18 protein-coding genes are annotated in these 21,221 nt (G+C 58.0%); 6 read left to right on the forward strand and 12 right to left on the reverse strand.

The window, feature by feature from the left end; translation table 11 throughout:
• The first annotated feature begins 1 nt into the window (after nt 1).
• Genes JHC09_RS08205 through JHC09_RS08220 form a run of 4 tightly spaced genes read left to right on the forward strand, consistent with a single transcriptional unit; the run spans nt 2 to nt 4,264 of the window.
• Nucleotides 2-922 (forward strand): ABC transporter permease, encoded by a 921-nt coding sequence (locus tag JHC09_RS08205; protein ID WP_199531542.1) that lies wholly within the window; start codon nt 2-4, stop codon nt 920-922.
• The gene (locus JHC09_RS08210) at nt 915-2,528 is read left to right on the forward strand and encodes an ABC transporter ATP-binding protein (RefSeq protein WP_199531543.1); all 1,614 of its coding nucleotides are present in this window, start codon (nt 915-917) and stop codon (nt 2,526-2,528) included. The genes JHC09_RS08205 and JHC09_RS08210 overlap by 8 nt, the downstream gene beginning before the upstream one ends.
• Nucleotides 2,521-3,555 (forward strand): four-carbon acid sugar kinase family protein, encoded by a 1,035-nt coding sequence (locus JHC09_RS08215; protein ID WP_199531544.1) that lies wholly within the window; start codon nt 2,521-2,523, stop codon nt 3,553-3,555. The genes JHC09_RS08210 and JHC09_RS08215 overlap by 8 nt, the downstream gene beginning before the upstream one ends.
• On the forward strand, nt 3,548-4,264 hold the full coding sequence (locus JHC09_RS08220) for a FadR/GntR family transcriptional regulator (protein ID WP_199531545.1): 717 nt from the start codon (nt 3,548-3,550) through the stop codon (nt 4,262-4,264). The genes JHC09_RS08215 and JHC09_RS08220 overlap by 8 nt, the downstream gene beginning before the upstream one ends.
• 315 nt (nt 4,265-4,579) lie before the next feature.
• Here the strand turns inward: JHC09_RS08220 and JHC09_RS08225 are convergent, their stop codons facing one another.
• Nucleotides 4,580-5,476 carry a LysR substrate-binding domain-containing protein gene (locus tag JHC09_RS08225; RefSeq protein ID WP_199531546.1) on the reverse strand — a complete coding sequence of 299 codons (897 nt, stop codon included), beginning with the start codon at nt 5,474-5,476 and terminating at the stop codon, nt 4,580-4,582.
• A 120-nt stretch (nt 5,477-5,596) separates the two neighbouring features.
• On the opposite strand from JHC09_RS08225, the gene JHC09_RS08230 reads away from it, so the two are divergent.
• Nucleotides 5,597-6,499: an NADP-dependent oxidoreductase gene (locus tag JHC09_RS08230; RefSeq protein WP_199531547.1), complete on the forward strand. Its 903-nt coding sequence runs from the start codon at nt 5,597-5,599 to the stop codon at nt 6,497-6,499.
• Between the two features lie 135 nt (nt 6,500-6,634).
• On the opposite strand, the gene JHC09_RS08235 is transcribed toward JHC09_RS08230, so the two are convergent.
• The 11 genes from JHC09_RS08235 to JHC09_RS08285 all read right to left on the reverse strand — a co-directional run bounded on the left by JHC09_RS08235 (nt 6,635) and on the right by JHC09_RS08285 (nt 19,247).
• The gene (locus JHC09_RS08235; protein ID WP_210338124.1) at nt 6,635-7,666 is read right to left on the reverse strand and encodes a PAS domain-containing protein; all 1,032 of its coding nucleotides are present in this window, start codon (nt 7,664-7,666) and stop codon (nt 6,635-6,637) included.
• Nucleotides 7,667-8,044: 378 nt separating this feature from the next.
• Nucleotides 8,045-8,569 (reverse strand): flavin reductase family protein, encoded by a 525-nt coding sequence (locus JHC09_RS08240; RefSeq protein WP_199531549.1) that lies wholly within the window; start codon nt 8,567-8,569, stop codon nt 8,045-8,047.
• Nucleotides 8,569-9,162, reverse strand: coding sequence for an alkylhydroperoxidase domain protein (locus tag JHC09_RS08245; RefSeq protein WP_199531550.1), 594 nt, complete (start codon nt 9,160-9,162; stop codon nt 8,569-8,571). The genes JHC09_RS08240 and JHC09_RS08245 overlap by 1 nt, the downstream gene beginning before the upstream one ends.
• 8 nt (nt 9,163-9,170) lie before the next feature.
• Nucleotides 9,171-9,812 (reverse strand): CMD domain protein, encoded by a 642-nt coding sequence (locus tag JHC09_RS08250; protein ID WP_199531551.1) that lies wholly within the window; start codon nt 9,810-9,812, stop codon nt 9,171-9,173.
• A 13-nt stretch (nt 9,813-9,825) separates the two neighbouring features.
• Nucleotides 9,826-10,848, reverse strand: a complete 1,023-nt coding sequence (locus tag JHC09_RS08255; RefSeq protein WP_199531552.1) for a putative FMN-dependent luciferase-like monooxygenase — start codon at nt 10,846-10,848, stop codon at nt 9,826-9,828.
• Nucleotides 10,845-12,491, reverse strand: coding sequence for an ABC transporter ATP-binding protein (locus JHC09_RS08260; RefSeq protein ID WP_199531669.1), 1,647 nt, complete (start codon nt 12,489-12,491; stop codon nt 10,845-10,847). Before JHC09_RS08260 ends, JHC09_RS08255 begins: the two co-directional genes overlap by 4 nt.
• A 2-nt stretch (nt 12,492-12,493) precedes the next feature.
• Nucleotides 12,494-13,333: an ABC transporter permease gene (locus JHC09_RS08265; protein ID WP_199531553.1), complete on the reverse strand. Its 840-nt coding sequence runs from the start codon at nt 13,331-13,333 to the stop codon at nt 12,494-12,496.
• A complete protein-coding gene (locus JHC09_RS08270) occupies nt 13,330-14,274 on the reverse strand; it encodes an ABC transporter permease (RefSeq protein WP_199531554.1) in 945 nt (314 codons plus the stop codon). The genes JHC09_RS08265 and JHC09_RS08270 overlap by 4 nt, the downstream gene beginning before the upstream one ends.
• A gap of 59 nt (nt 14,275-14,333) precedes the next feature.
• Nucleotides 14,334-15,935: a TIGR04028 family ABC transporter substrate-binding protein gene (locus tag JHC09_RS08275; protein ID WP_199531670.1), complete on the reverse strand. Its 1,602-nt coding sequence runs from the start codon at nt 15,933-15,935 to the stop codon at nt 14,334-14,336.
• A 552-nt stretch (nt 15,936-16,487) separates the two neighbouring features.
• Complete coding sequence (locus JHC09_RS08280) at nt 16,488-17,654, reverse strand: M20 aminoacylase family protein (RefSeq protein WP_199531555.1); 1,167 nt, start codon at nt 17,652-17,654, stop codon at nt 16,488-16,490.
• Nucleotides 17,655-17,729: 75 nt separating this feature from the next.
• The gene (locus JHC09_RS08285) at nt 17,730-19,247 is read right to left on the reverse strand and encodes a M81 family metallopeptidase (protein ID WP_199531556.1); all 1,518 of its coding nucleotides are present in this window, start codon (nt 19,245-19,247) and stop codon (nt 17,730-17,732) included.
• Between the two features lie 342 nt (nt 19,248-19,589).
• Between JHC09_RS08285 and JHC09_RS08290 the strand changes: the two genes are divergently transcribed.
• The gene (locus JHC09_RS08290; RefSeq protein WP_199531557.1) at nt 19,590-21,185 is read left to right on the forward strand and encodes an ABC transporter substrate-binding protein; all 1,596 of its coding nucleotides are present in this window, start codon (nt 19,590-19,592) and stop codon (nt 21,183-21,185) included.
• The last annotated feature ends 36 nt before the right edge of the window (nt 21,186-21,221 follow it).

Here is a 21,221-nt window from a genome sequence, read left to right on the forward strand (position 1 = left end):
GATGGCCGATATCGCCGCACAGCCAAACTCCGCGCCCGAAAGCAAAGGCACCTCGCTGCTCTCCATGCTCTGGCGCGACAAGCTCGCTTTCTTTTCTGCTATCATCCTGCTGCTGATCCTGATCGCCGCGATTATTGGGCCTACCCTCCTCGGCGAGGTCGCAACACGTCAGAACTTGCGCGGGCGTAATCTGGAGCCGTTCAGCTTAGAGCGCGGCTGGGTGTTCTTCCTTGGCGGAGACTCATTGGGGCGCCCGATGCTGGCACGCCTCATCGTGGCAGCGCAGAGCACATTTTTCATCGCCTTGGGCACCGTAGCCGCTGCGCTAACTGTTGGCGCAGGCCTCGGCCTCGTCGCTGGCTACATGGGTAAAAATACCTCGCAAGTCATCATGCGTCTGGCTGACGTCATTATGTCCTTCCCCTCGCTGCTCATCGCTGTCGTGGTGCTCTATGTGCTCGGCCCCTCGATCCCAAATATGATCCTCGTGCTGGCCATCACCCGCATCCCGATCTATTTGCGAACCACCAGAGCGGAGGTGCTCGAAGTACGCGAGCGCATGTTCGTGCAGGCAGCGGTCGTCATGGGGGCTAACCACGCCCGCATCATTCTCAAGCACATCTTGCCGGTTGTGGCTCCAACACTGGTCACTATTGCAACGCTCGATTTCGCATTCGTAATGCTCGCTGAATCTTCGCTATCTTTCCTCGGCATCGGCGTGCAGGCACCCAACATCACTTGGGGCCTTATGGTCAGCCAGGGCCGACCCTATCTTAACACCGCCTGGTGGCTCGCGTTCTGGCCCGGCCTGATGATTGTGCTCACCGCTCTCTCGCTCAATCTGCTTTCGAACTGGATGCGCGTTGCGCTCGACCCGGCCCAGCGCTGGCGTCTGGAAGCCCGGAGGACCAAGAATGTCTGAAGCGCTGCTGACCGTTAAAAACCTGTCTGTCGACTTTCACACCGCTCGCGGCACATTCCATGCGGTCAAGAATGTCAGTTGGTCCGTCTCGCGCGGTGAAACTCTTGCCATTTTAGGCGAGAGCGGCTCGGGCAAATCTGTCTCCGCCAATGCGGTAATGAACCTGCTCGATACTCCGCCCGCAGAAATCGTCTCTGGCGAAATCATGTACGAGGGCAAGGACCTTCTCAAGATCAGCGCCGAGGAGCATCGCGCCTTGAATGGCAAAAAGCTTGCCATGATTTTCCAAGACCCGCTTGGCCACCTCAACCCGGTCTATACCGTTGGGTGGCAAATTGTGGAGATGATGACGGCGCACGGGCGTCCCCGCGACATGGCACGAAAGCGTGCACTTGAACTGATTGCGCGCGTCGGCCTGCCCGAACCGGAAAAGGCCATGCGCAAATACCCCCATCAGTTCTCTGGCGGCCAACGCCAGCGCCTGATGATCGCCATGGCACTCATGCTCAAACCCGATATTCTCATCGCCGATGAGCCCACCACGGCGCTCGACGTGACCATTCAGGCCGAAGTGCTCGCGTTGCTCAAAGAGCTACAAGCCGAAACCGGTATGGCGCTGGTACTGATCACGCACGATCTCGGCGTTGTCGCCGAAATCGCTGACCGCGTGGTCGTGATGAACAAGGGTGAGATCGTCGAAACCGGCACAGTGCATGAGGTCTACCACACGCCCAAGCACGCCTACACGCAAAAGCTCATTGGGGCTGCACCGGGCAAAGGCGACATCAAGTTGCTTGATCGCTCGGCCCCAGTGCTCTTGAGCGTCGACAATCTTAGCAAAACCTACGGTCAGTTCCACGCGCTCAAGGGCGTTTCTTTCACCCTATCACGTGGCCAGAGCTTAGCCGTTGTGGGAGAGAGTGGGTCAGGCAAGTCTACCTTGGCACGCACCCTCCTCCGTCTCGAACAAGCCGACAGTGGCCGCGCCCTCTGGAAGAACAAAGACCTCATTACCCTCAGCGCGCGCGATCTTCTTGCCGTCCGCCGAGAAATCCAGATGGTGTTTCAGGACCCCACCCAATCGCTTAATCCGCGCATGTCAGTTTACAACCTGATTGCAGAGGGATGGGACATCCACAAGCTGATGCCCAGTAAGCAAGCGCGCCGCGACCGGGTGCTCGAACTGCTCGATCAGGTCGGCCTCTCTGCCGAGCATATTGATCGCTACCCCCACCAGTTCTCTGGTGGCCAGCGCCAACGCATTGCCATCGCCCGCGCGCTCGCGCTCGAGCCTGAACTTATCATCTGCGACGAGGCGGTCTCGGCTCTCGACGTATCGATTCAGGCTCAAGTGATCGCCCTGCTCGATGATCTGCGCAAACGCCTTGGTATTTCGTTCCTCTTCATCGCCCACGACCTCGGAGTGGTGCGTGATTTTGCCGATACGGTCATTGTCATGAAGTCCGGCGAAATCGTCGAAATCGGTCCGACCGCCCAAATTTTCGATGCGCCACGCGAGCCCTATACCCAAAAGCTCCTCGCCGCCAATCTCGATCCTGACCCGACTGTTCAAGCCCAACGCCGCGCAGTTTTGGCCAATGCTTGAGCTGGCCATCATCGCCGATGACCTCACCGGTGCCCTCGACGCTGCTGCGCCCTTCGCGATGCGTGGCATCTCCACCCGTGCTGCTTTGGACATGGAGGGGTTCAACCAAGCCCTCTCCAGCCAGCCACGTGTGATCGCTATCTCAACCGACAGCCGCGAAGTCTCGCCTGAGCGAGCACAAGCCCGCGTCGCGGAGGTTATTGCAGCCCTACCCGCCGGCATAAAACTTTTCAAAAAGGTGGACTCACGCCTCAAGGGCAATATCGAGGCCGAGCTCTCTGCAATTCCGTACGACCGTAGTGTGTTGCTCCCCGCCATTCCCGATTTCGGTCGCGTGGTCGAGAATGGATGCGTCACCGGCTTCGGGGTCGCAACACCAATTTCGATTGCGCAAGTGCTTGGCTGTCATGCGGCCCGCGCCACCATTCCCGACACAGCGTCCCAGGAGGACATAGAAACGGCCCTTACGGACGACTATGACCTTCTCATCGGCGCGCGCGGACTCGCAAACGCGCTGGCCAAAACCATGTGCGGCACTGCCTCTCGCGCGCCAGAATACCCACTCAGCCCGGCCTATGTAGTGATCGGCTCCACGGACCCAATAACCCTGGCGCAAGTGGAGCACCTCCGCTCCACCTACTCCGATCTCACCTATATCAGCGCCCCCAATGGAGAGGCCCATCCCAGCGGGCTTGCCGAACGGCCGCTTACCATTTTGCAAGCAACACCCGGTGCAGTGCACGCCACTGGTCCTGAAGTTGCCGCAGCTCTTGCCACGAGCCTAGGCGGCCTCGCTCCCAAACAGAACGCCTTGCTTGTGCTGTCGGGCGGCGCAACCGCACAGACCATATTGCAAGATCTTGGTCTGCACGCCCTCGAACTCATAGGCGAAGCGCTACCGGGCTTGCCCATCTCGCGCGCAGACGGCTTGACTGTTGTTTCCAAATCAGGCGGTTTTGGCGCTACCGACGCCCTCGTCCGCCTTCTCTCACCCTCCGCCTATGGAGTTAGCTCTTCCCATGTCTGACACTCCAGCAGGTCGCCGCAGCCTATCCGAAACGGTGTTTGACCGTATCCAGAAATCGATCAAATCCGGTGCCTATGCCGTCGACGAGCGCCTCCCGACGGAACACGCCCTTGCTGCAGAGTTTCAGGTCTCTCGCCCGGTCGTCCGCGACGCACTGCAAAAACTGCGCGATCAAGGCCTGATCTATTCCCGCCGCGGCGCAGGCAGTTTCGTACGCGAGCAAGGCATTCGCGAACCTCTCGGCTTTGGTCAGATGGAGAACCTTTCCGATCTCCAGCACTGCTATGATTTCCGCCTCACTATTGAGCCTGAAGCCGCTGCCGTTGCCGCCCAGCGCCGCACTCCGGAAGCGCTGACGAAGATCAAGACCGCACTCGATCTGCTGCGCGACGCCACCAACCGGCAAGCGCACCGCGCCGATGCCGATTTCATGTTCCACCTCTCAATCGCTCAGGCCTCGTCGAACCCCTATTTCGTCACAGCCATGCAGGCGCTTGAGGAGCACATCGCCGTCGGCATGCGCCTACATGGCCTCTCGCTCCGCCGTACGTCTGATGGTCTTGCACATGTTTTTGTTGAACATACCGCCATTACCGAAGCTATTGCGCAGGGTGACAGTGAGCGAGCCCGTCAGTTGATGCGCACCCACCTCGCCGGCTCCCGCGACCGCCTCTTCGCGCCATCATCGAACCACCAGGTCGGCGAGTAGTCCGTTCCTACACGAACGTCGTTTGGAGTTCCGGCGAAAACCACAGGGCGTTCCGGCACAGGCAAGTATGGAAAGTGTGCACCTGCAGCGTGACGCCGCGGTCAGCTCTTTTCCGTCGCCATGATCCGCTGCCCGAAACGGACTTAGCCAATCTAGTATATGCTTGCTGGATTTCGCGGCATCAAAGTCGTATTCCTTCCCCTGCCGCCGTCAACCAGCTCGGCACATGGCTCCCCAATCCGGTCATTCGCAGGGTGCTGAAACACGAGATGCGTCGCATAACGCACGCAGCAACAGCCGTCGCGACCGTACCGATCAGTTTAGTTGGCGGGTCGCCTGTTTTAGCCAGTCGAGGAGATGCCGGACCGCTGGCCGCATGCCACGGTTCCCCAAATGCACGGCGTGGACAATGCTTATCGGTGGACGAAAATCTGTTTTGATCTCCACCAAGCGCCCAATGGATAGATCATCTTGGACATAGACGCGCGGAATTTGAGCCATCCCCAATCCGGCAAGTGTCGCATCGCGCAATGTGTCAATATCGTCGACAATTAGCCTTGGCTGCAGCGCGACGTTTTTAGGATTGCCAGCATTGTCGTAGAGCGTCCAATGGCTCTCGCCTTCTGTGCCGCTCCAAGCCAGAACCGGTATGTTCTCACGCGCCTGCTCCAAGGTTTGAACCCATTTTTCGGTCCACTTTGGCTGGGCGACGATGGCAAGCTCCATCGCCGCCAGTCGCACAGGTACGTAATCGAGGGGATAGTCTAAATTCGACCGTGCGCGAATAACGAGGTCGACATTGTCGTGCCGTAAGTCAGCGACCCTATTTGTTGCTTCGATCTGCACCCGCACATCAGGCGCTTCTGCCAAATACTTTAAAATCTCTCGGCCGATGAGCAGTTGCAACAGCGAAGGCGGAACGGTTATGCGAACCAGGCCTTGTGGCCGGTGTTGGCGATCTTCGATTACGGCAACGGTCTCATCCAGACCCGCGAAGAGTTCGACAGCGCGCTCGTAGAGAATGCGCCCAGATCCTGTCAGACGAAAACTGCGGGTGCTGCGCTCAATAAGCCGAGCCCCGAGTTCCTCTTCCAAGGCAGCGATATGCCGACTGAGCGTTGCCCGACTTTGACCCGTCTGTCGATATGCAGCAGCATAGCCCCCCGCCTTTACGACATCACGGAATATCCGAAGAGAGTTCAAATCGCGCATATTGGTATCATAAATGGAACGATGAAGCTCAAACCTTGCTGTTTCCTTATAGATTGACCCACCCTTAAAACAATAGCCAACCGACGCGCAAAAGCGCCGAACACACACGGTAGGTCTGAAATGGAAAGCGTAATTTTAGTCGCGGCGCAGTATGGGCAGTCCGACGTACTCCAAACTATCCGCAATACACTGCCGCCACTGGCACCCGGGATGGCTCGCATTTCGGTAAAGGCGGCGGGCATCAACCCAATCGATGCCCGTCGGATGACTGGTGAGTTCAAGCATTCCGCCCTGCCGCAGGCGTTTGGCACCGAGTTTGCAGGCGTGATCTCGGAATTGCCTCCGGGCACCCAAGGCTGGGCCATCGGCGATGACGTTTTGGGGTCAGGCAATGGTTTCACCCACGCTACGGTCATCGACGTACCGCTGAGCAATCTGATCCGCAAACCAAAGGATATGCGTTGGGATGTGGCAGGCTCACTAGCCGGCGCAGCGCAAACGGCGATGACCATACTCGACGAGCTGGGTGAGATTTCGTCGCTGCTTATCCATGGAGCTTCAGGTGGTGTCGGCTCCATCTTGATTCAGCTGGCTCAGGAGCGGGAGATCAAGGTTGTTGCAACCGCGTCCGAGAGAAATCAGGACTATCTGCGCGCAATGGGGGCATCGGCCACAGTTTACGGCCCAGGGCTTGTTGAACGGCTCCGGCTGATTCAGCCACAACCGTTTGATGCATCAGTGGATATGTCCGGGACGGAAGAAGCCACTCTCGCATCGCTAGCGACAGTCAAAGCTGACGGCATCGTGGCGACAATCGCAGGTAAACCAGTGTCATCCCCCCGGGTGCAAGCCATTTGGGTGAAACGAAATCCCAAGAACTTGCAACACGTCGTTGATGGTCTTGCCACCGGACAACTGACTTGGGAAGTCAGCCAATCCTTCCCATTCTCAAAGGCTCGCGATGCTTATGCGGCCGTACTTGGTGGGCACACGCGTGGAAAGTCAGTATTGATTTTTGACTAAGCCTTAAAAACGCCCAATCACATGCTCGCTGCGGAATTCTGGAGCGAGCACCTTCCCAAAACAAACCTACGATCGAGCGCTTTTGGAAAGCACCGCGTCTGTCTCGAAATTCGCCATTCGTTGCGTTAAAAACTACTATCCGCTGACCGCTGGCAGGCTAACGATTGCGGCCAGACCACACTTGAGCCATGACCTTTGCACCGCTCCCTGGGCCGACCTGACAACCCGATCAACCATCTGCGTACCAAAGCCAATTCGGCCCTGATAATCGATCGCAGGACCTCCTGTTTCTGTCCATTCCAGGTCCAGCGAAGACCCTCGATTAGACCACGAGAGAATGACGGTCCCTTTGCTATTGCTCAAGGCGCCGTATTTGACCGAATTCGTGGCCATCTCATGCAAAATGAGAGCATAGGTTGTCACGTCACTGCGACGAATTTTTTGGACATCATCGCTCACGATCTCACATCGAGAACCATATGGTTTCAAAATGGCTTCGATGATGCTGCGGAAACTTACCAGATCTGAACCACCTGCGATGTCCGTTTCGAAAATGGCGTCCGAAGCGCGCGATAGCGCGTCTAGTTTACCTTGAAAAATTCCCGAGGCTGCGGCCTGATCCCCCTGCGAACGGGCCTCTGCTTGGGCGATTGCTGAAAGGCCAGATACAACCGAAAACATGTTCTTAATTCGGTGACGCATTTCGCGAGCCAAAATGCGCTCACGCTCAAGGGCGCGTTCAAGTTTGGTCTCCAAAGCGACCTTCTCTGAGACGTCCCTAGAAATACACAGGATGGAGATTACGCCTTGTGCCGGATCAATCAGAGGCAGGAGGAGATTATCCCAGAATATCTCTTGCCCAGCTTGGAGTGATTTCCCGAGAAAACGCGTGCTTTGTCCGGTGATCGCCACTTGCAGTGCGGCTGTTGCTGCCGGGTGGACCTCTTCGGGTAACAGTGACAGCCAAGTCATGCCGAACGGACTATCATCAGGAACATTAAGCGCTCTGCGTCCGGCCTTGTTGAGCGTTAGAACCACACCATCAGGCGTAAGCGCCTTTATGCAGTCAGGCGTCAAATCGAGTAGCATTTGCTGGCGCTCTGACACGATCGGCCCATGGAGGTTCATAAGCCTAGCGTAAGTTTCAGCGCCCGATGTACTCATCATTCCCCGCAAGCAAAATTCACAATGGCCAAGTATACTTGACGACCATTGCGTCTATTTCACTGGGGCGCAACATACCTCCGAGACAAGAGTGGGTCTAAGACGCTGAATTTCGATCACATTTGTGATCTCCAAGGCAGCGTTCAAGGGAAAGACCCCTGCATCGACCACCCAAAGCAGCCTAAGAGTTCGTAACTCACGTCAGCGGATGGCCAGCTCCTACTCGCTAGGAGAGCCCAGTAGACGTTGATCGCAATAAGGTCGCCCTTGCGAACCGTGACCACAGCTTCGCCAACGAACGCGGCTAAAGTCGCTGCTTGTGCTGCACGCCATAGACTTCGGGGTTGCCCGATTTTGATGGCTTGGTCACTTTGCTGACCCTCATATCAAGGGCACCGCATGCAACCCGATCTGACTGAACCTGCGCTGCCAGTGAACGAGCGGGCGACCTTCACCTGTCGACGACCACGCGACTTCACCGATAACAAGCACATGGTCATGGCGCTCGAGCATCTCCTCGACCACACAGGTGACATTGGCCAGAGCCCCGACCAGTTCGTGGCCCTTGCCCAGCAAAGACTGCCACGTCCCGATGCTGAACCGATCTGCGCCCACTAGCCCAGTTTGGCCGGAGAAGGCTTCGGCGACATGCTGCTGATCGGCAGCGAGGAAACTCACCGAGAACGCGCCCGTTTGCCTGATGAGCGGCAGCGTCGCAGATCGTTGATCAACCGATATCAGCAGACGCGGTGGCGCCACCGAGAGTGAGATAATCGAGGTGGCGGTGAAGCCGCCTCGATCATGACCACTGCCTGACGTGACCACTGACACACCGCCCGCAAGCTGCCGCATGACAAGACGAAAATCACCGCTCTGCGGCTGGAGCGACTGACTGGGATGGCCCATTACGCTTTCACCGCAGGTGGCAGCGGCTCGCCCAGCGACAGCATCAGACGGTTGGCCCAGTTAAAAAAGGCCGACGTGGCGATGACATCTGTGATTTCGAAATCATCGAGCCCGGCAGCGCGGAGTTTTTCGATCTCATCTGTGCCAAAGCGCACGGGAGTATCAGTCAGCGCCACCGCCGCATCTGTTACTGCATTCCAGCGCTCGCCAAGATCGGTATCGACGCCCTCGTCTAGGAGGCGCTGCACGTCGTCCCGGCGCTTAGAATGGCTCGATGCAAAGCGAGAATGCACCGAAGCGCAGAAAATGCAGCCGTTATATCGTGAGGTTGCCGACGCCGAGAGCTCACGCTCAGCGCGCGGCAGCCCTCCATGGGGATTATAGAAAATATCCTTGTCAGCCTTGGTGCGCGCTTCGACCACTTCCGGGTCATGCGCAAGAAGCATGAAATAAGGGGATTTTGAACGTGAAGCATCGACTAGCCCGGCACGGTGACGATCCGTCAGATCGCTTTCGGCCAGCGGATCAAGCCACGGCGTCCAGCCCAATTCTTCCTGCGTGAAAACATTAGGTACTGTATTGGAATGAGACATGATGGACCTCAGGCAATCGCGGATGCAGGAACGACATTGGGCAGGCGCGGCGCGGTAACACGCGCTGCCGCCAAAGCACTCAGCCCTTCGACAATGCGTGTCTGGAAAGCGAGATAAGACACGAGCTGCGATATGGTCACGATACCAGCCGTGCTCCACCCCGCCGCGATCAATCTGTCGAGCGCCGCCTTGCTCGCATCGCGTGGACGGAAAATCAGCAGATGCGCATGTTCGAGCGCCGCCGCGAGCCTTTCACCCAGAGCCTCGCGATGCTCGGGCGAAACGGCATAAATCAGTCCCGCTTTATTCTCAGTAGAGAGCGGACCTTCCGGATAATTTCCATAGGGGCCTTCGGTCGTCCCGCGCTCTCTCTCGGCATTGATAATGCCGCCAGTGACCACGCCGTGCTCCGTGGTCGAGAGTCTATGGGCATAGTGGTCCGCCAGCACCAGCTGACCATGCAGGCCTGTGACAAAGCTGGCGATAGCGAAACGCTCATACAGGCTCACCTCGCTCGCATCACGCGGCGAAAACAGCGCCTCATAGGCCTTCTGGATATTGTCGCGCGCCACTTCACGGTGCCGACGCAATTGGTCCAGATGCGAGCCGGGCGTGATCGACAGCACCAGATCGATAAAATCGCTACTCATTGTGTTTCCTCTCTTAACTGGCAATGGCGACGGCGGGCGCATTGCGCCAGCCCAGCGCCGGGGCTACGTCTCGCGCGGCAAGTTCGAGCGAGCGCAAAATGAGCGCGTGTGGCGGATCAACCGAATGCACCTGGAAGGAGATATCGGTGGCGCGATCGAGCACGGGGTCTTGCGACAGGCTTTCAGTCACCGCTTCGGCCGAGCCCACATGGGTATCGGTCAGCGTGATCAGCTCCTGCAGCGTTAGCGGCGCGGTGATCCCCGCAGCTTGCGCAGTTTTCGCGCCAAACCCACGCAGTCCTTGATCAGCCCAATGCAAGGCGCTGGCGTGATTATCAGCCACGAACAGTGTTCGCGACGCGAGTATGCGCGGCTCCACACCCTTGGGCAGGTTTTCGAGATAGGCGTCGATAATCGGCTGTTGCAGATCGGCAAGGCTGGCCTTGGGATTGTCATTGCTGCGCGGCTGAGTTCGAGACAGCATCAACCCATCGCCCGCCTGCCCGGCCCGAACACCACCTTCAACCGAAAAAGTCGCCTGCCAGATGCGATTGAGCAGCGCCTGGCCATCAGGATAAAGCCGATTGCCCCCGCCCACCTCCTCGCCGGCAAAAGCCTTGCGCAGAATAGTGAGGTTAGCGCCGTTGATCGGTCCGCGCTGCGCGCTGTCGAGGCCAAAGGCGGTAAAGGACTCTGGGGTGCCGCCACTACCGATGCCGATTTCGACCCGGCCATTACTCAACAGATTGAGTACAACGGCATCTTCGGCGACCCGCAACGGCAACTCCAACGGCAGGGTAATGATCCCCGTGCCGAGGCGAATAGTCTTCGTCTTCGCCGCCACATGGCTCAGGAAGACAAGTGGCGATGGTAGCCCACCCTCAGCGCGGTGAAAGTGGTGCTGCGCCACCCAAGCCGAGTCAAAGCCGAGGTTTTCGGCATGCACGATTTGTTCGGTGGCGAGGCGATAGCGCTCTGCAGGCGAAACATCGTCCAATAGGCGGGTGAAAAAGCCCAGGCGTTTTTGTCTGGTCATTGTGCCGCTCCAGCAAACTCGAAGTTTTGACGGGCGGCGAGTGCACGGCCTGGAATGGCCGCGAGCAGTGCGCGCGTATATTCAGTTGAGGGATTGGTGAAAACGTCGGAGACAAGTCCGGTCTCGACCGCCCTGCCTGCCTGCATAACCGTGACCGTGTGGGCGATCTGGCGCACCACTGAGAGGTCATGGGTTACGAAGAGGTAGGTCAGACCCAACTGCTCCTGGAGTTCCGTCAGAAGCTCAAGGATCTGCGCCTGCACGGTCACGTCCAGCGCTGAAACGGCTTCATCAAGCACCACAAAGCGCGGTTCGAGGATCAGCGCCCGAGCAATGGCCACGCGCTGGCGCTGACCACCTGAAAGCGCACGTGGGTGGCGCTTGAGCACGTCAATCGGCAGACCAATTTTTTCAGTTAACTCAGCCGCACGCTCATCGCGGTCGCGCCGCGAGACCGTGCCGAAATTGCGCAGGGGTTCGCCAACAATATCGATAATGGTCTGGCTCGGATCGAGCGAGGAAAAGGGGTTTTGATAAACGAGCTGCACATCGCGTCGGAACGTCCGCTTGGCCGCGCCGATGAGATTGGTGGTTTCCACCCCATTGATCACAATGCTGCCCGCACTTGGCTTCTGCAATCCAACAATAGACCGCGCCGTGGTGGTCTTTCCCGAGCCCGATTCCCCCACCAAAGCGTGCGTTGTGCCCGGTGCGATGGAGAAGGACAGGCTATCGACCGCCACCACTTGGCGCGCGCCAACTGGGAAGACCTGCCGCACCCCTTCAACAACCACCGCGGGCTCTGCCGCCCTTGGCGCCGGCTTGAATTGGGTCTTGGTCAGAGCTGGCGCGTCAGAGAGCAGTTGACGGGCATAGGCGCTTTTCGGTGCAGCCAAGAGCAGTCCTGTTGGCCCCTCTTCCTGCACTTCACCCTTGCGCAATACGACAATTCGGTCGGCCCGGTCCGCCGCCACGCCGAGATCATGAGTTACCAGCAGCACCGAAGTGCCGAACTCGGCGCGCAACTCGTCGATCAGATCGAGAATGCGGTGCTGCACGGTCACGTCAAGGGCGCTTGTGGGCTCATCGGCAATGATCAATGCAGGCCTCAAGGCAACCGCGATGGCGATGAGCACACGCTGCTTCATACCGCCTGAGAGTTCATGCGGATATTGGTGGTAGCGCAGCTCTGGTTCGTTCAGCCCCACACGGGTGAGCAGTTCAATCACGCGTTGCCGCCGCAATTTCCCATTACGCCAACCATGAAGCGCCAGAACTTCCTCGACCTGACGGCCAATCGGCTGCACCGGATTGAGGGTGCTGGCCGGATCTTGCGGGATAAGGCTGATGACCTGTCCGCGCACTGCATCGAGGCGGCGCTGCGACCATGCGCTGATGTCCGCCTCGTTGAGGCGAATTGTGCCCCCATCGATCCGACCGTTATCCGGCAAAAGCCCAATGACAGCCTGCGCCGTCGTGGTCTTGCCCGAGCCGGATTCCCCGACCAAGGCGACGACTTCCCCCGCACCGACTGTGAAGGACACGGAGTTGACGACCTGCTTCCGGCCGTCGGCCATGGCGTAGGAAATGCTCAGATTATCAACCGCCAAAACAGGCGGCTTGGCATGCGAGAAGAAGTGCATATTCATGACGATCTCCGCAGTGATTGGCTGATGCGATTTGCAGCAAGAACAACAAGGATGACGGCAAAGCCGGGGAAGGCCGAGAGCCACCAAGCCGAGGTCAGATATTTCCGACCCTCCGAAATCAGGAGCCCCCATTCGGGCGTTGGCGGCGGCGCGCCATAGCCCAGAAAACCCAGGGTCGAGATGGCGAGAATGGCAGTGCCGAATTGCAGCGCGGCGAAGGCAATCATGGTGCCGAGCGAATTGGGTAATACGTGCCGCCACAGCACCGCAGCAAAGCCTCCGCCGCTGCCGAATGCGGCTTCCACGTAATCGGCGCGGCGTACCTTGATCACCTCCGACCGCATCAAGCGAGCAAAGCCTGCAATGGTCGTGACACCTACCGCCGCAGCAACATTGATCGTGCCAAAGCCAAGAATGATGATGATGGAAAGTTGAAGCAGCAGCCCCGGCACCGACAAGAGAACATCAACAAGGCGCATGATTAGCGTATCAATTCTGCCCCCGGCCGACCCTGAGATCAGCCCCAGTGCCGCGCCACCGACAAAGCCGACGATAACCGCGACAAGCGCGCCGGAGAGCGAATTGAACGCGCCGTAGATAATGCGCGCCAAGACATCGCGACCGATTTCATCAGTCCCAAACCAGTGCGCGGCATCGGGCGCTCGCAGCTGATTGCCCGGCAGGCCAATTGTCCCGCTATGTGGGGTGAACAGTCCCGGCGCGACCGCAAAGGCGACGGCAAGGGCGATCACCACCCAGGCTAGCACCAAGGTCACGTCAACCCGAGGCAAACGCCCAGGGCCAGTCTTGGCCCGAAAGACATCAAGCGTCGTCATGCGCCAACCTCCAGATTGCGTTTCAGACGGGGATCGATCAGCGGCGCGACGAGATCGACAATGAGGTTGATGAGCACAAAGCCCAGCGCCGCCAGCAGCACGATGGCCTGCAATACGGCCGTGTCCTGATTGCTCACCGCCTGTTCGGTCACCCGGCCCAGGCCATTGATGCCGAAAACGGTTTCCGTCACCACGGCTCCGGCCAGCAGCTCGCCGAACAACAGTCCCGCAACGGTCAGAACCGGCAGTAGCGCATTGCGCAGTACATGCCGCCACAACACGCCCTTACGCGTTGCGCCCTTGGCCCGCGCGACAGAGACGAAAGGCTGCGCCTCCACCTGATCAAGGCTCTGGATGAGGATTTGTGCCAAGGGCGCGGCGATGGGCAGGGCCAGGGTTAGCACCGGCAAGACCAAGGCCTGAAACTCGTTGGGGTTGATGATCGGCACCAACCGCAGGCGGAACGAAAAGATTTGGATCAGCATGATGCCGAGCCAGAATACCGGAACGGAGACAATGAGCGCAGGCAGCGTGACAAGAGCATTTCGCAGCCAGCGGAACGGCGCGAGCGTTGCGGCAAAGGCCAAGGCAAAGGCGACCACGACAGCAGCCACCACAGCCAAAGACGCCAGCTTCAAGGTCGGCGGCAGGTTGACCGCCAGCACATGCGTCACCGGCACGCCAGCCTGCATTGAGTAGCCAAAACTACCCTTTGCAAAGTTCCAGAGCGTATTACCATACTGCACCCAGAGCGGCGCATCGGCTCCATAGAGCAGCCGGATTTCGGCAATCTGCTCAGCGCTCAGCCCCATTTCCGGGTTCTGATATTTGATCAAAATAGCGTCGCCGGGCAGCGCCTGCAGCAATAGGAATGACGCAGTGAACGCCAGCAGTAGCACGATGGCCGCCTGCCCAATCCGATGTGCGAGATATGTCATCAAACCTCTCCAGCAAGGGATGTTTTTCGGTGGCGCCCCGATGACCGGGGCGCCTGACCGCCTCAGCGCGGCGCGAGCCAGGTGCTGTAGAAGCTTGGGCGCGCCACAGCCTCGAAGCCCACACCGTTGACATAGGGCGCTCCTGCAAAAACCTGCGGCTCCTCGAAGATCGGGATCACATAGGCCTGGTCGAGAAGGTAGGCCTGCACCTGCCCTGTCAGCTCAAGGCGCTTGGCGCTGTCAGCTTCCGAAGCGATCGCCACAAGCAATTTGTTCAGCTCGGGGTCTTCCCAGGTTGCATTGGCGTTGAGCCCGCCCTTTTGCAGCAGAGCATCACGATTGGTCGGATAGAAATTGGATTTGATCACGTCCGGATCGGCGCGGCCCACCATGGCCGGGGTCACCGGGGTCTTGAGCGGGTCGAGGCGATCGACAGCGGCGCTGCCGGCGTCACCGGCCAGCACGTTCAACTTGACACCCACCTGCGCCCACTGCTGGCTCAGCAGTTGCAAGGAGGCCCGGCTCTGAGGCTGTGGCAGCGACTCATAGACATTGAGCTCGAGCTTCTGCCCATCCTTTTCGCGGATGCCATCGGCTCCCACGGTCCACTCGGCCTCATCCAGCAGTGCCTTAGCGCGCTCAACGTCATGGACAAGCTTGTCGCTGAGGTCGACATAGCCAAGCGCTGTGGAGGCAATCACCGAAGTCGCGACGGGATAATGCTCAGAAAATATCGTCTCTACGATTTCCTTGGCATTAGTCGCCGCCGTCAGCGCCTGGCGCACCTTAACGTCAGCGACTAGCGGGTTTTCCGGACGGAACACAGCATTGTTGTTGACCCCACGGGTCGGTGCAGAATGGATCAGATAGTTTTGCGCTTCCACTTGTGGCTCGTCATAGGCCTGGATCTGGCGAATGAAATCGGCCTGACCCGCCAGCAGAGCACCGATGCGCACACTGTCTTCCGGCGTTACGATAAACTGGATGCCGTCGAGATAAGCGCGGCCCTGATGCTCGAGACTAGCCGGTCCCCATTTGTAGTCTTCGCGCACCTTGAGGTTGAGGCTCTGCCCCAGCACTTCGCTCTCCACCACAAATGGGCCCGAGCCGATGATTTTGGTGGCGTCACCCAATTCGTCATAGGGCAGCGCCAGGACATCCGGAGACACAAGACCAGACCCAATCACCGAGGTCGCTTGCAAAAAGCCGGGCGCTGGCGCCTTGAAGGTGAAGCGAATGGTCAGCGGATCGATGACTTCGCTACTGGCGTAGTTATTGATTGCCTCGGCGACCGGGTAGCCCAGTGTTTTGTCGCCGAGACCAAAGATGTCGAAATTCTTTTTGACGGCCTCCGCATCAAGCGGCGTGCGATCGGAAAAGCTCACGCCCTCGCGCAGCTTGAACACGTATTCGGTGGCGTCCTCATTGATCTCCCAGCTCTGGGCGATCCACGGCTCGATCGCGAGCGTTTCCGGATTTTGCCAGGTCAGCTTGTCGGTGATCTGATTGAGAATGCCGCTATTGGGGTAAAATCCGCCAGCGGGTGGGTAAAGGTTAGTATGGGCTTGCTGTTCGAGGTAAATCAGCGTCCCGCCCTGCACCGGCGCATCCTGCGCCATCACCCCGAGCGCTGAGACAGAAGCAAAGAGCGCGCCCAAGAGCATGGTTCTGCTGCGCTTTTTGCCATTCGTGATCGACAAGAACATTCGAGGCCCCTTTTTCTCAACGACCGGTTTGCGGTCTTCATCTGAGAAAAAGCCTACGAGGATTGGCGAACAACACAACAAACTCTACAGAACTAGTCGTCTATTATTACGTGCGACCAGGTAGTGTTTTTTCTTAATTTTTCAGTCTTCGTAGAAAGTGCGCATTTCGGGGGTAACACTAGTCTGGAGCGCCGCCGCCTAGAGATGCAAATGGCACGCGCCCCTCAATATATCGCCCCCACTCGTGTAGGAACGAGGCTTAAGACGTAGAAAGCGAGGCCCTGCGGCAGTGTGCAATGCTACACAGAACCACCCCTTAGCTTTCATTGCGCGTCCAATAGCTAGTGGTCGATCAATCAATACTTTTAACCAGCCATGATGCGGCGCGACTGGGCTGCCAAACTGTTTGGGAGACTAACCGGAATGCCTGTGGTCGCCCCAATTCCTGCATTCCCCAACGCAATGCAGGAATTGGTGACTGCGTCTTTCTTCTGATTGCGAAACTCGCTCCTACGCGCGTCCGAGTGCTGTATCGACCAAGGCAGCCCAATATCGAGCGCCAGAGGTTAGAATGCTGTCGTTGAAGTCATAGGTAGGGCTGTGCAGCACGCAGCCAGGTCCTTGGTTACCTGCACCGAGGAATACAAACGCGCCAGGTTTTGCCTCGAGCATGAATGCGAAGTCCTCCGAGCCCATCAACGGCTTTTCGGTGACTTCGAACTTATCAGCACCGAGCGCTGCAATCGCCGCGTCCGTGGCAAGAGCCGTCTCGCGGGGGGTATTTATCGAGGCCGGGCACGCTTTGCGATAGTCTAGATGGCCTTCGATGCCAAAGCTTGTGGCGACCCCAGCGACGACTTCTGCCATGCGCTTCTGGATCATGGCTTGGGTCGATTTATCGAGGTGGCGCGTACATCCCGAAACCGTGGCGGTGTCAGGCAGGACATTGCAACTGTCACCGCCATGGATTTGCGTTACCGAGATGACGGCAGCGTTCTGCGGATCAAGATTGCGCGAGACAATGGATTGCAGTTGAGTGTGAACCTGCCCAGCCGCCAGCAACACGTCTTGCCCAAGATGAGGCTGGGCCGCGTGTGCACCTTGGCCGGTCAAAGTGATGTCAAATAAGTCGATGGCGGCCATTTGAGTGCCGACGCGGACGGTGACCATGCCCTCTTCGATGCCAGGCATATTGTGCAGGCCGTAGACGGCGTCCATTGGGAAAAGATCGAAAAGCCCATCTTGGATCATTGCTGCCGCGCCTTGGCCCAATTCTTCAGCAGGCTGAAAGATCAGGTGCAAGGTGCCAGAGAAGGTCGCTTGCGATGCGAACCATTTCGCACCGCCGAGCAACATGGCCATGTGTCCGTCGTGACCACAGGCATGCATCTTGCCTTCCATCCGCGACGCGTGAGGCAGGTTAGTCCGCTCGTGAATCGGTAACGCGTCCATGTCGGAACGCAAGCCAATCGAAGGCCCCTGCCCGCGCCGGAGTGTGCCGACAACGCCTGTCTTGCCCAAACCGCGATGGACCTCATACCCGAATTCGGTCAGCAGCTTGGCAACACGGTCCGACGTCCAGACTTCTTGGAAACCCAGCTCTGGGTTTCGATGAAACTCACGACGCCAAGCGATCATCTCGCTTTCGATCGATGCAAAGAATGCGTCCGGCGACATTGTGAACTCCTAAGAAATTTCCGGGCGAGAGAACGGTTGAGAGCTCGGCAGATCGGCCGCCAAGCTCTATGCCTATTAGGCAGCGGGGTGACCCGGTACGCCATTGCGGCGACGGATAGCGCGCTGCGGCTTGTAGGCGATGTCATCCAGTGGATAGATCGGACGAGCGCGCTTAAAGGGCAAATTTTCGACCTGATAGGATGTCATGCCTGGTGTTTGAACCACGACGCACTCACCGGCCTCGGCGAAGTTCATGGTGTAGTGATAACCTGAGCGGGTGACGACGATGTCATAAAGTTGAGGTTCGATGCCCATCACCACGAAGTTGTTCGGGTCGATATAGTAGCAAGGCAGTTCCGTCAGAACGATGTCGATAGCGCCAACGCGAACAACGGCGAACGGGCCCGTTGGCTCGGACAACCCTGCACCCGACGGACCACGACGGGTGTAGCGCTCATTCTCGCTGATCCGTACGAGCTCCCCGGTCACTGTTACGGGCTCGAAAAAGCCCGACATTCCGCCCCCGACGGACAGTGTCACAACGTCACCAACAGCATGCTGACGCAGTGCGGCCATAGCCGCAGGGTCGGTAATCGGGATCGCAGCCTTGATTTCCGGCGCCAGCTCCAACACGCGTTTGAGAATATGCGTGCTATCCCCCAATCCACCACCGGCAACGCGGTCTCCCTGATCACCCAAGATCAGCGCCCGCTTCTGCTCTGCAGATTTGGCACGCAGAATCTGTTGGTCGAGGTCGGCGAAAGTCTCTCTCAAGCTATCACGCGCGCCCCACAGGCCAGTCGCGAGTTCCTCTGCGAATGCCATCGCTTCGCTGTGGATGCCGTTGCCATATACAAGAATGGTCTGGCCGACGTTTTCGATATCCAAGAACTGCTGAACAGTGAAGATACTGGAGTCGACCACCCGACCAGTAGCCTCTGCTGCACGGGACCGCTCATAAAGCGAAAACAGCGGTTCCTGATCGTGACGGTCGTTCCCAAGCGTCAGCATTGGGAAATGGATATAGGCGCAAACGGGCTCGAACTCACCGTTGATGATGTCCATTGTCTTGGCGAAGAGCCGATGACCGGTCTCGCCCATGTCAATGTGCGGGTTGGTCTGGAAAGCGGTGAGATAATCGCACTCAGCGATAGTGTGCTCGGTGACATGGGCATGCAGATCAAAGCCTGCCGTGATCGGCACATGCGGTCCGACCACACTACGCACGGCTTGCATGAGATCGGCCTCAGGATCATCGAGCTCAGTAGTCATCATCGCGCCGTGCAATGCTAGAACGATCGCATCGTACGTGCCTGCCGCCGCTGCCTCGACCACTACATTCTTGAAATACTCATAGATGGAGTGTTCAACGCGCCCACCTGCGCCAAAGCGCATGTCGATGGGGCAAACGACTTCCACACCAGCCTGTTCCGCCATATCAATGACGCCACCCGCGACAGTGTTTGTGCCGCGCAATCGAGCTATGCTCGCGTCGCCTTCGTGCAACTGACACTGCGCATGTGACATCACGTATGGATTAAAGCTGTGCGCTTCTTGAATCAGGTGCGCGAGCAAAAGGCGGCGATTGGGCATGACGACACTCATAAAGTCTCTGAGCGGAGCGCCAGAGATGCTGGTCTATTGGCAGCATCGTGAAAAACCACCTCGCCCAGGTCAATGACTACAACAGCAACGTTGCATTTTCTCACCTGCGAAATGGACGCCAGACCACAAACTAGAGCTTGATTTACCTCGGTTTTTTACTCCAAAGCTGACACTCAGCGTGGATAGCACGCACATCCGCCGCCCCAGACCTCGCGTCATGGTTAGTATATTGAACGCACGGTTTTTGCCCCGTTGTCCAATCTGCGTCCGCTCGGTCACTCTGAAAGACAAGCGACTGTCACAAGCGCTACAAGATTGGGAGAAAATCGAATGAAACGTCGCAGCTTCCTTGCGCTGGGAACCGCAGCCTCTGCCTTATTGGCAACTGGCGCCCTCCCTAGAGTAGCTTTTGCTCAGGACGCGCAGAAGACTCTAAAGCTGTTCTACACCACGAACCTGGTCAGCCTTGACCCAGTGACCTCTACCGCAGAAACCGTCATTCAGCACGGCTACTATGTTTTCGATACGCTTTTCGGTGTTGACGAGAACTTTGCACCGCAGCCGCAGATGGTCGACACCTATTCGATGTCGGAAGATGGTCTGGCGTGGACCTTCACCCTGCGCGAAGGCCTCAGCTTCCATGATGGTGCACCAGTTACGGCAGAAGACTGCGCAGCATCAGTGCACCGTTGGAGCCAGATCGACGGCTTTGGGCGTCTGCTTGGGGAAGCGACCGAAACCATCGAAATCGTCGACGACGTCACATTCAGCATTAACCTGAAGTGGAAGTTCCCGCGCATGCTCGATGCTCTGGCGAAGGTACACTCCTCGCCGTGTTTCATCATGCCGGCACGCCTAGCCGCGCAGCCAACCTCTGAACCTGTCACCGAAATGGTTGGCTCGGGCCCGTATAAGTTCATCGCTGAACAGTTCGTCTCCGGCAGTAAGGCTGTCTACGAGAAGTTCGAAGGGTACAAACCACGCGCTGAACTGGGCGCAATGACTGCTGGCGGCAAAGTTGCCAAGTTTGACCGCATTGAGTGGGTGATCAACACCGACCCGGCGACCGGTCTGAACGCACTCAACCAAGCAGAAGTCGATATTCTGCAGTATGTCTCCGCTGACCTGTTCCCACTGATCGAAGGTCGCGACGACGTAAAAGCAATCCCGTACAACGCACAGGTTCCAATCGTTCGTTTCAACAGCACTCAGGCGCCGTTCAACAACGCCGAGTTCCGCCGTATCGCGGCGCGCGCGCTGTCCCCGAAGGACGTTCTGGCCTCGCTCGTCGACCAGATTCCTGACCTCTACTCTGATTGTAAGGCGACGTATCCCTGTGGCCTTCCGGGTGTAATCGAAAACGCTGGCGAACTGTTTGACATCTACCAAGGCGATTTCGAACGCTCTAAAGCAGAACTGGCAGCAGCAGGTTACAATGGCGAACGCGTCGTTATCCTCAACCCTACGACCAGCTTCATCGGCACAACAGTATCGACCATTGTTGCTGACCAGTTGCGCAAGGCCGGCTTCAACGTTGACCTGCAGGACATGGATTGGGGCACATTGCTTGAGCGACGCCGGTCGCGTGAATCTGTCGACAACGGTGGCTGGTCTATCTTCACCTCCGCCTGGACACCAGTTTCTATCGCGAACCCAGCCCTAAACCCGTTCATGCGTGGTGATGGCGATGCGGGCTACGCTGGCTGGTATGAGAATGCAGAGCTGGAAGGCCTCATCACTGAATGGATGCAGGCAGAAACACAGGAAGACAACGTCACTGTCTTCGCGCGGATCCAGGACATGCTGGTTGAGGAAGTGCCCACGGTTCCTCTCGGTCAGTTCTATAGCATCGTCGCAGCGCGCTCCAACATTACCGGTCTTGAACCAAAGCCTGTAATCTACCCTTGGCTCCTCGACCGCGTATAAACCGATCCTGCGGAGGCTTTCGAGCCTCCGCATTCC

The organism is Devosia sp. MC532, assembly GCF_016461625.1.
Lineage (GTDB): Bacteria > Pseudomonadota > Alphaproteobacteria > Rhizobiales > Devosiaceae > Devosia.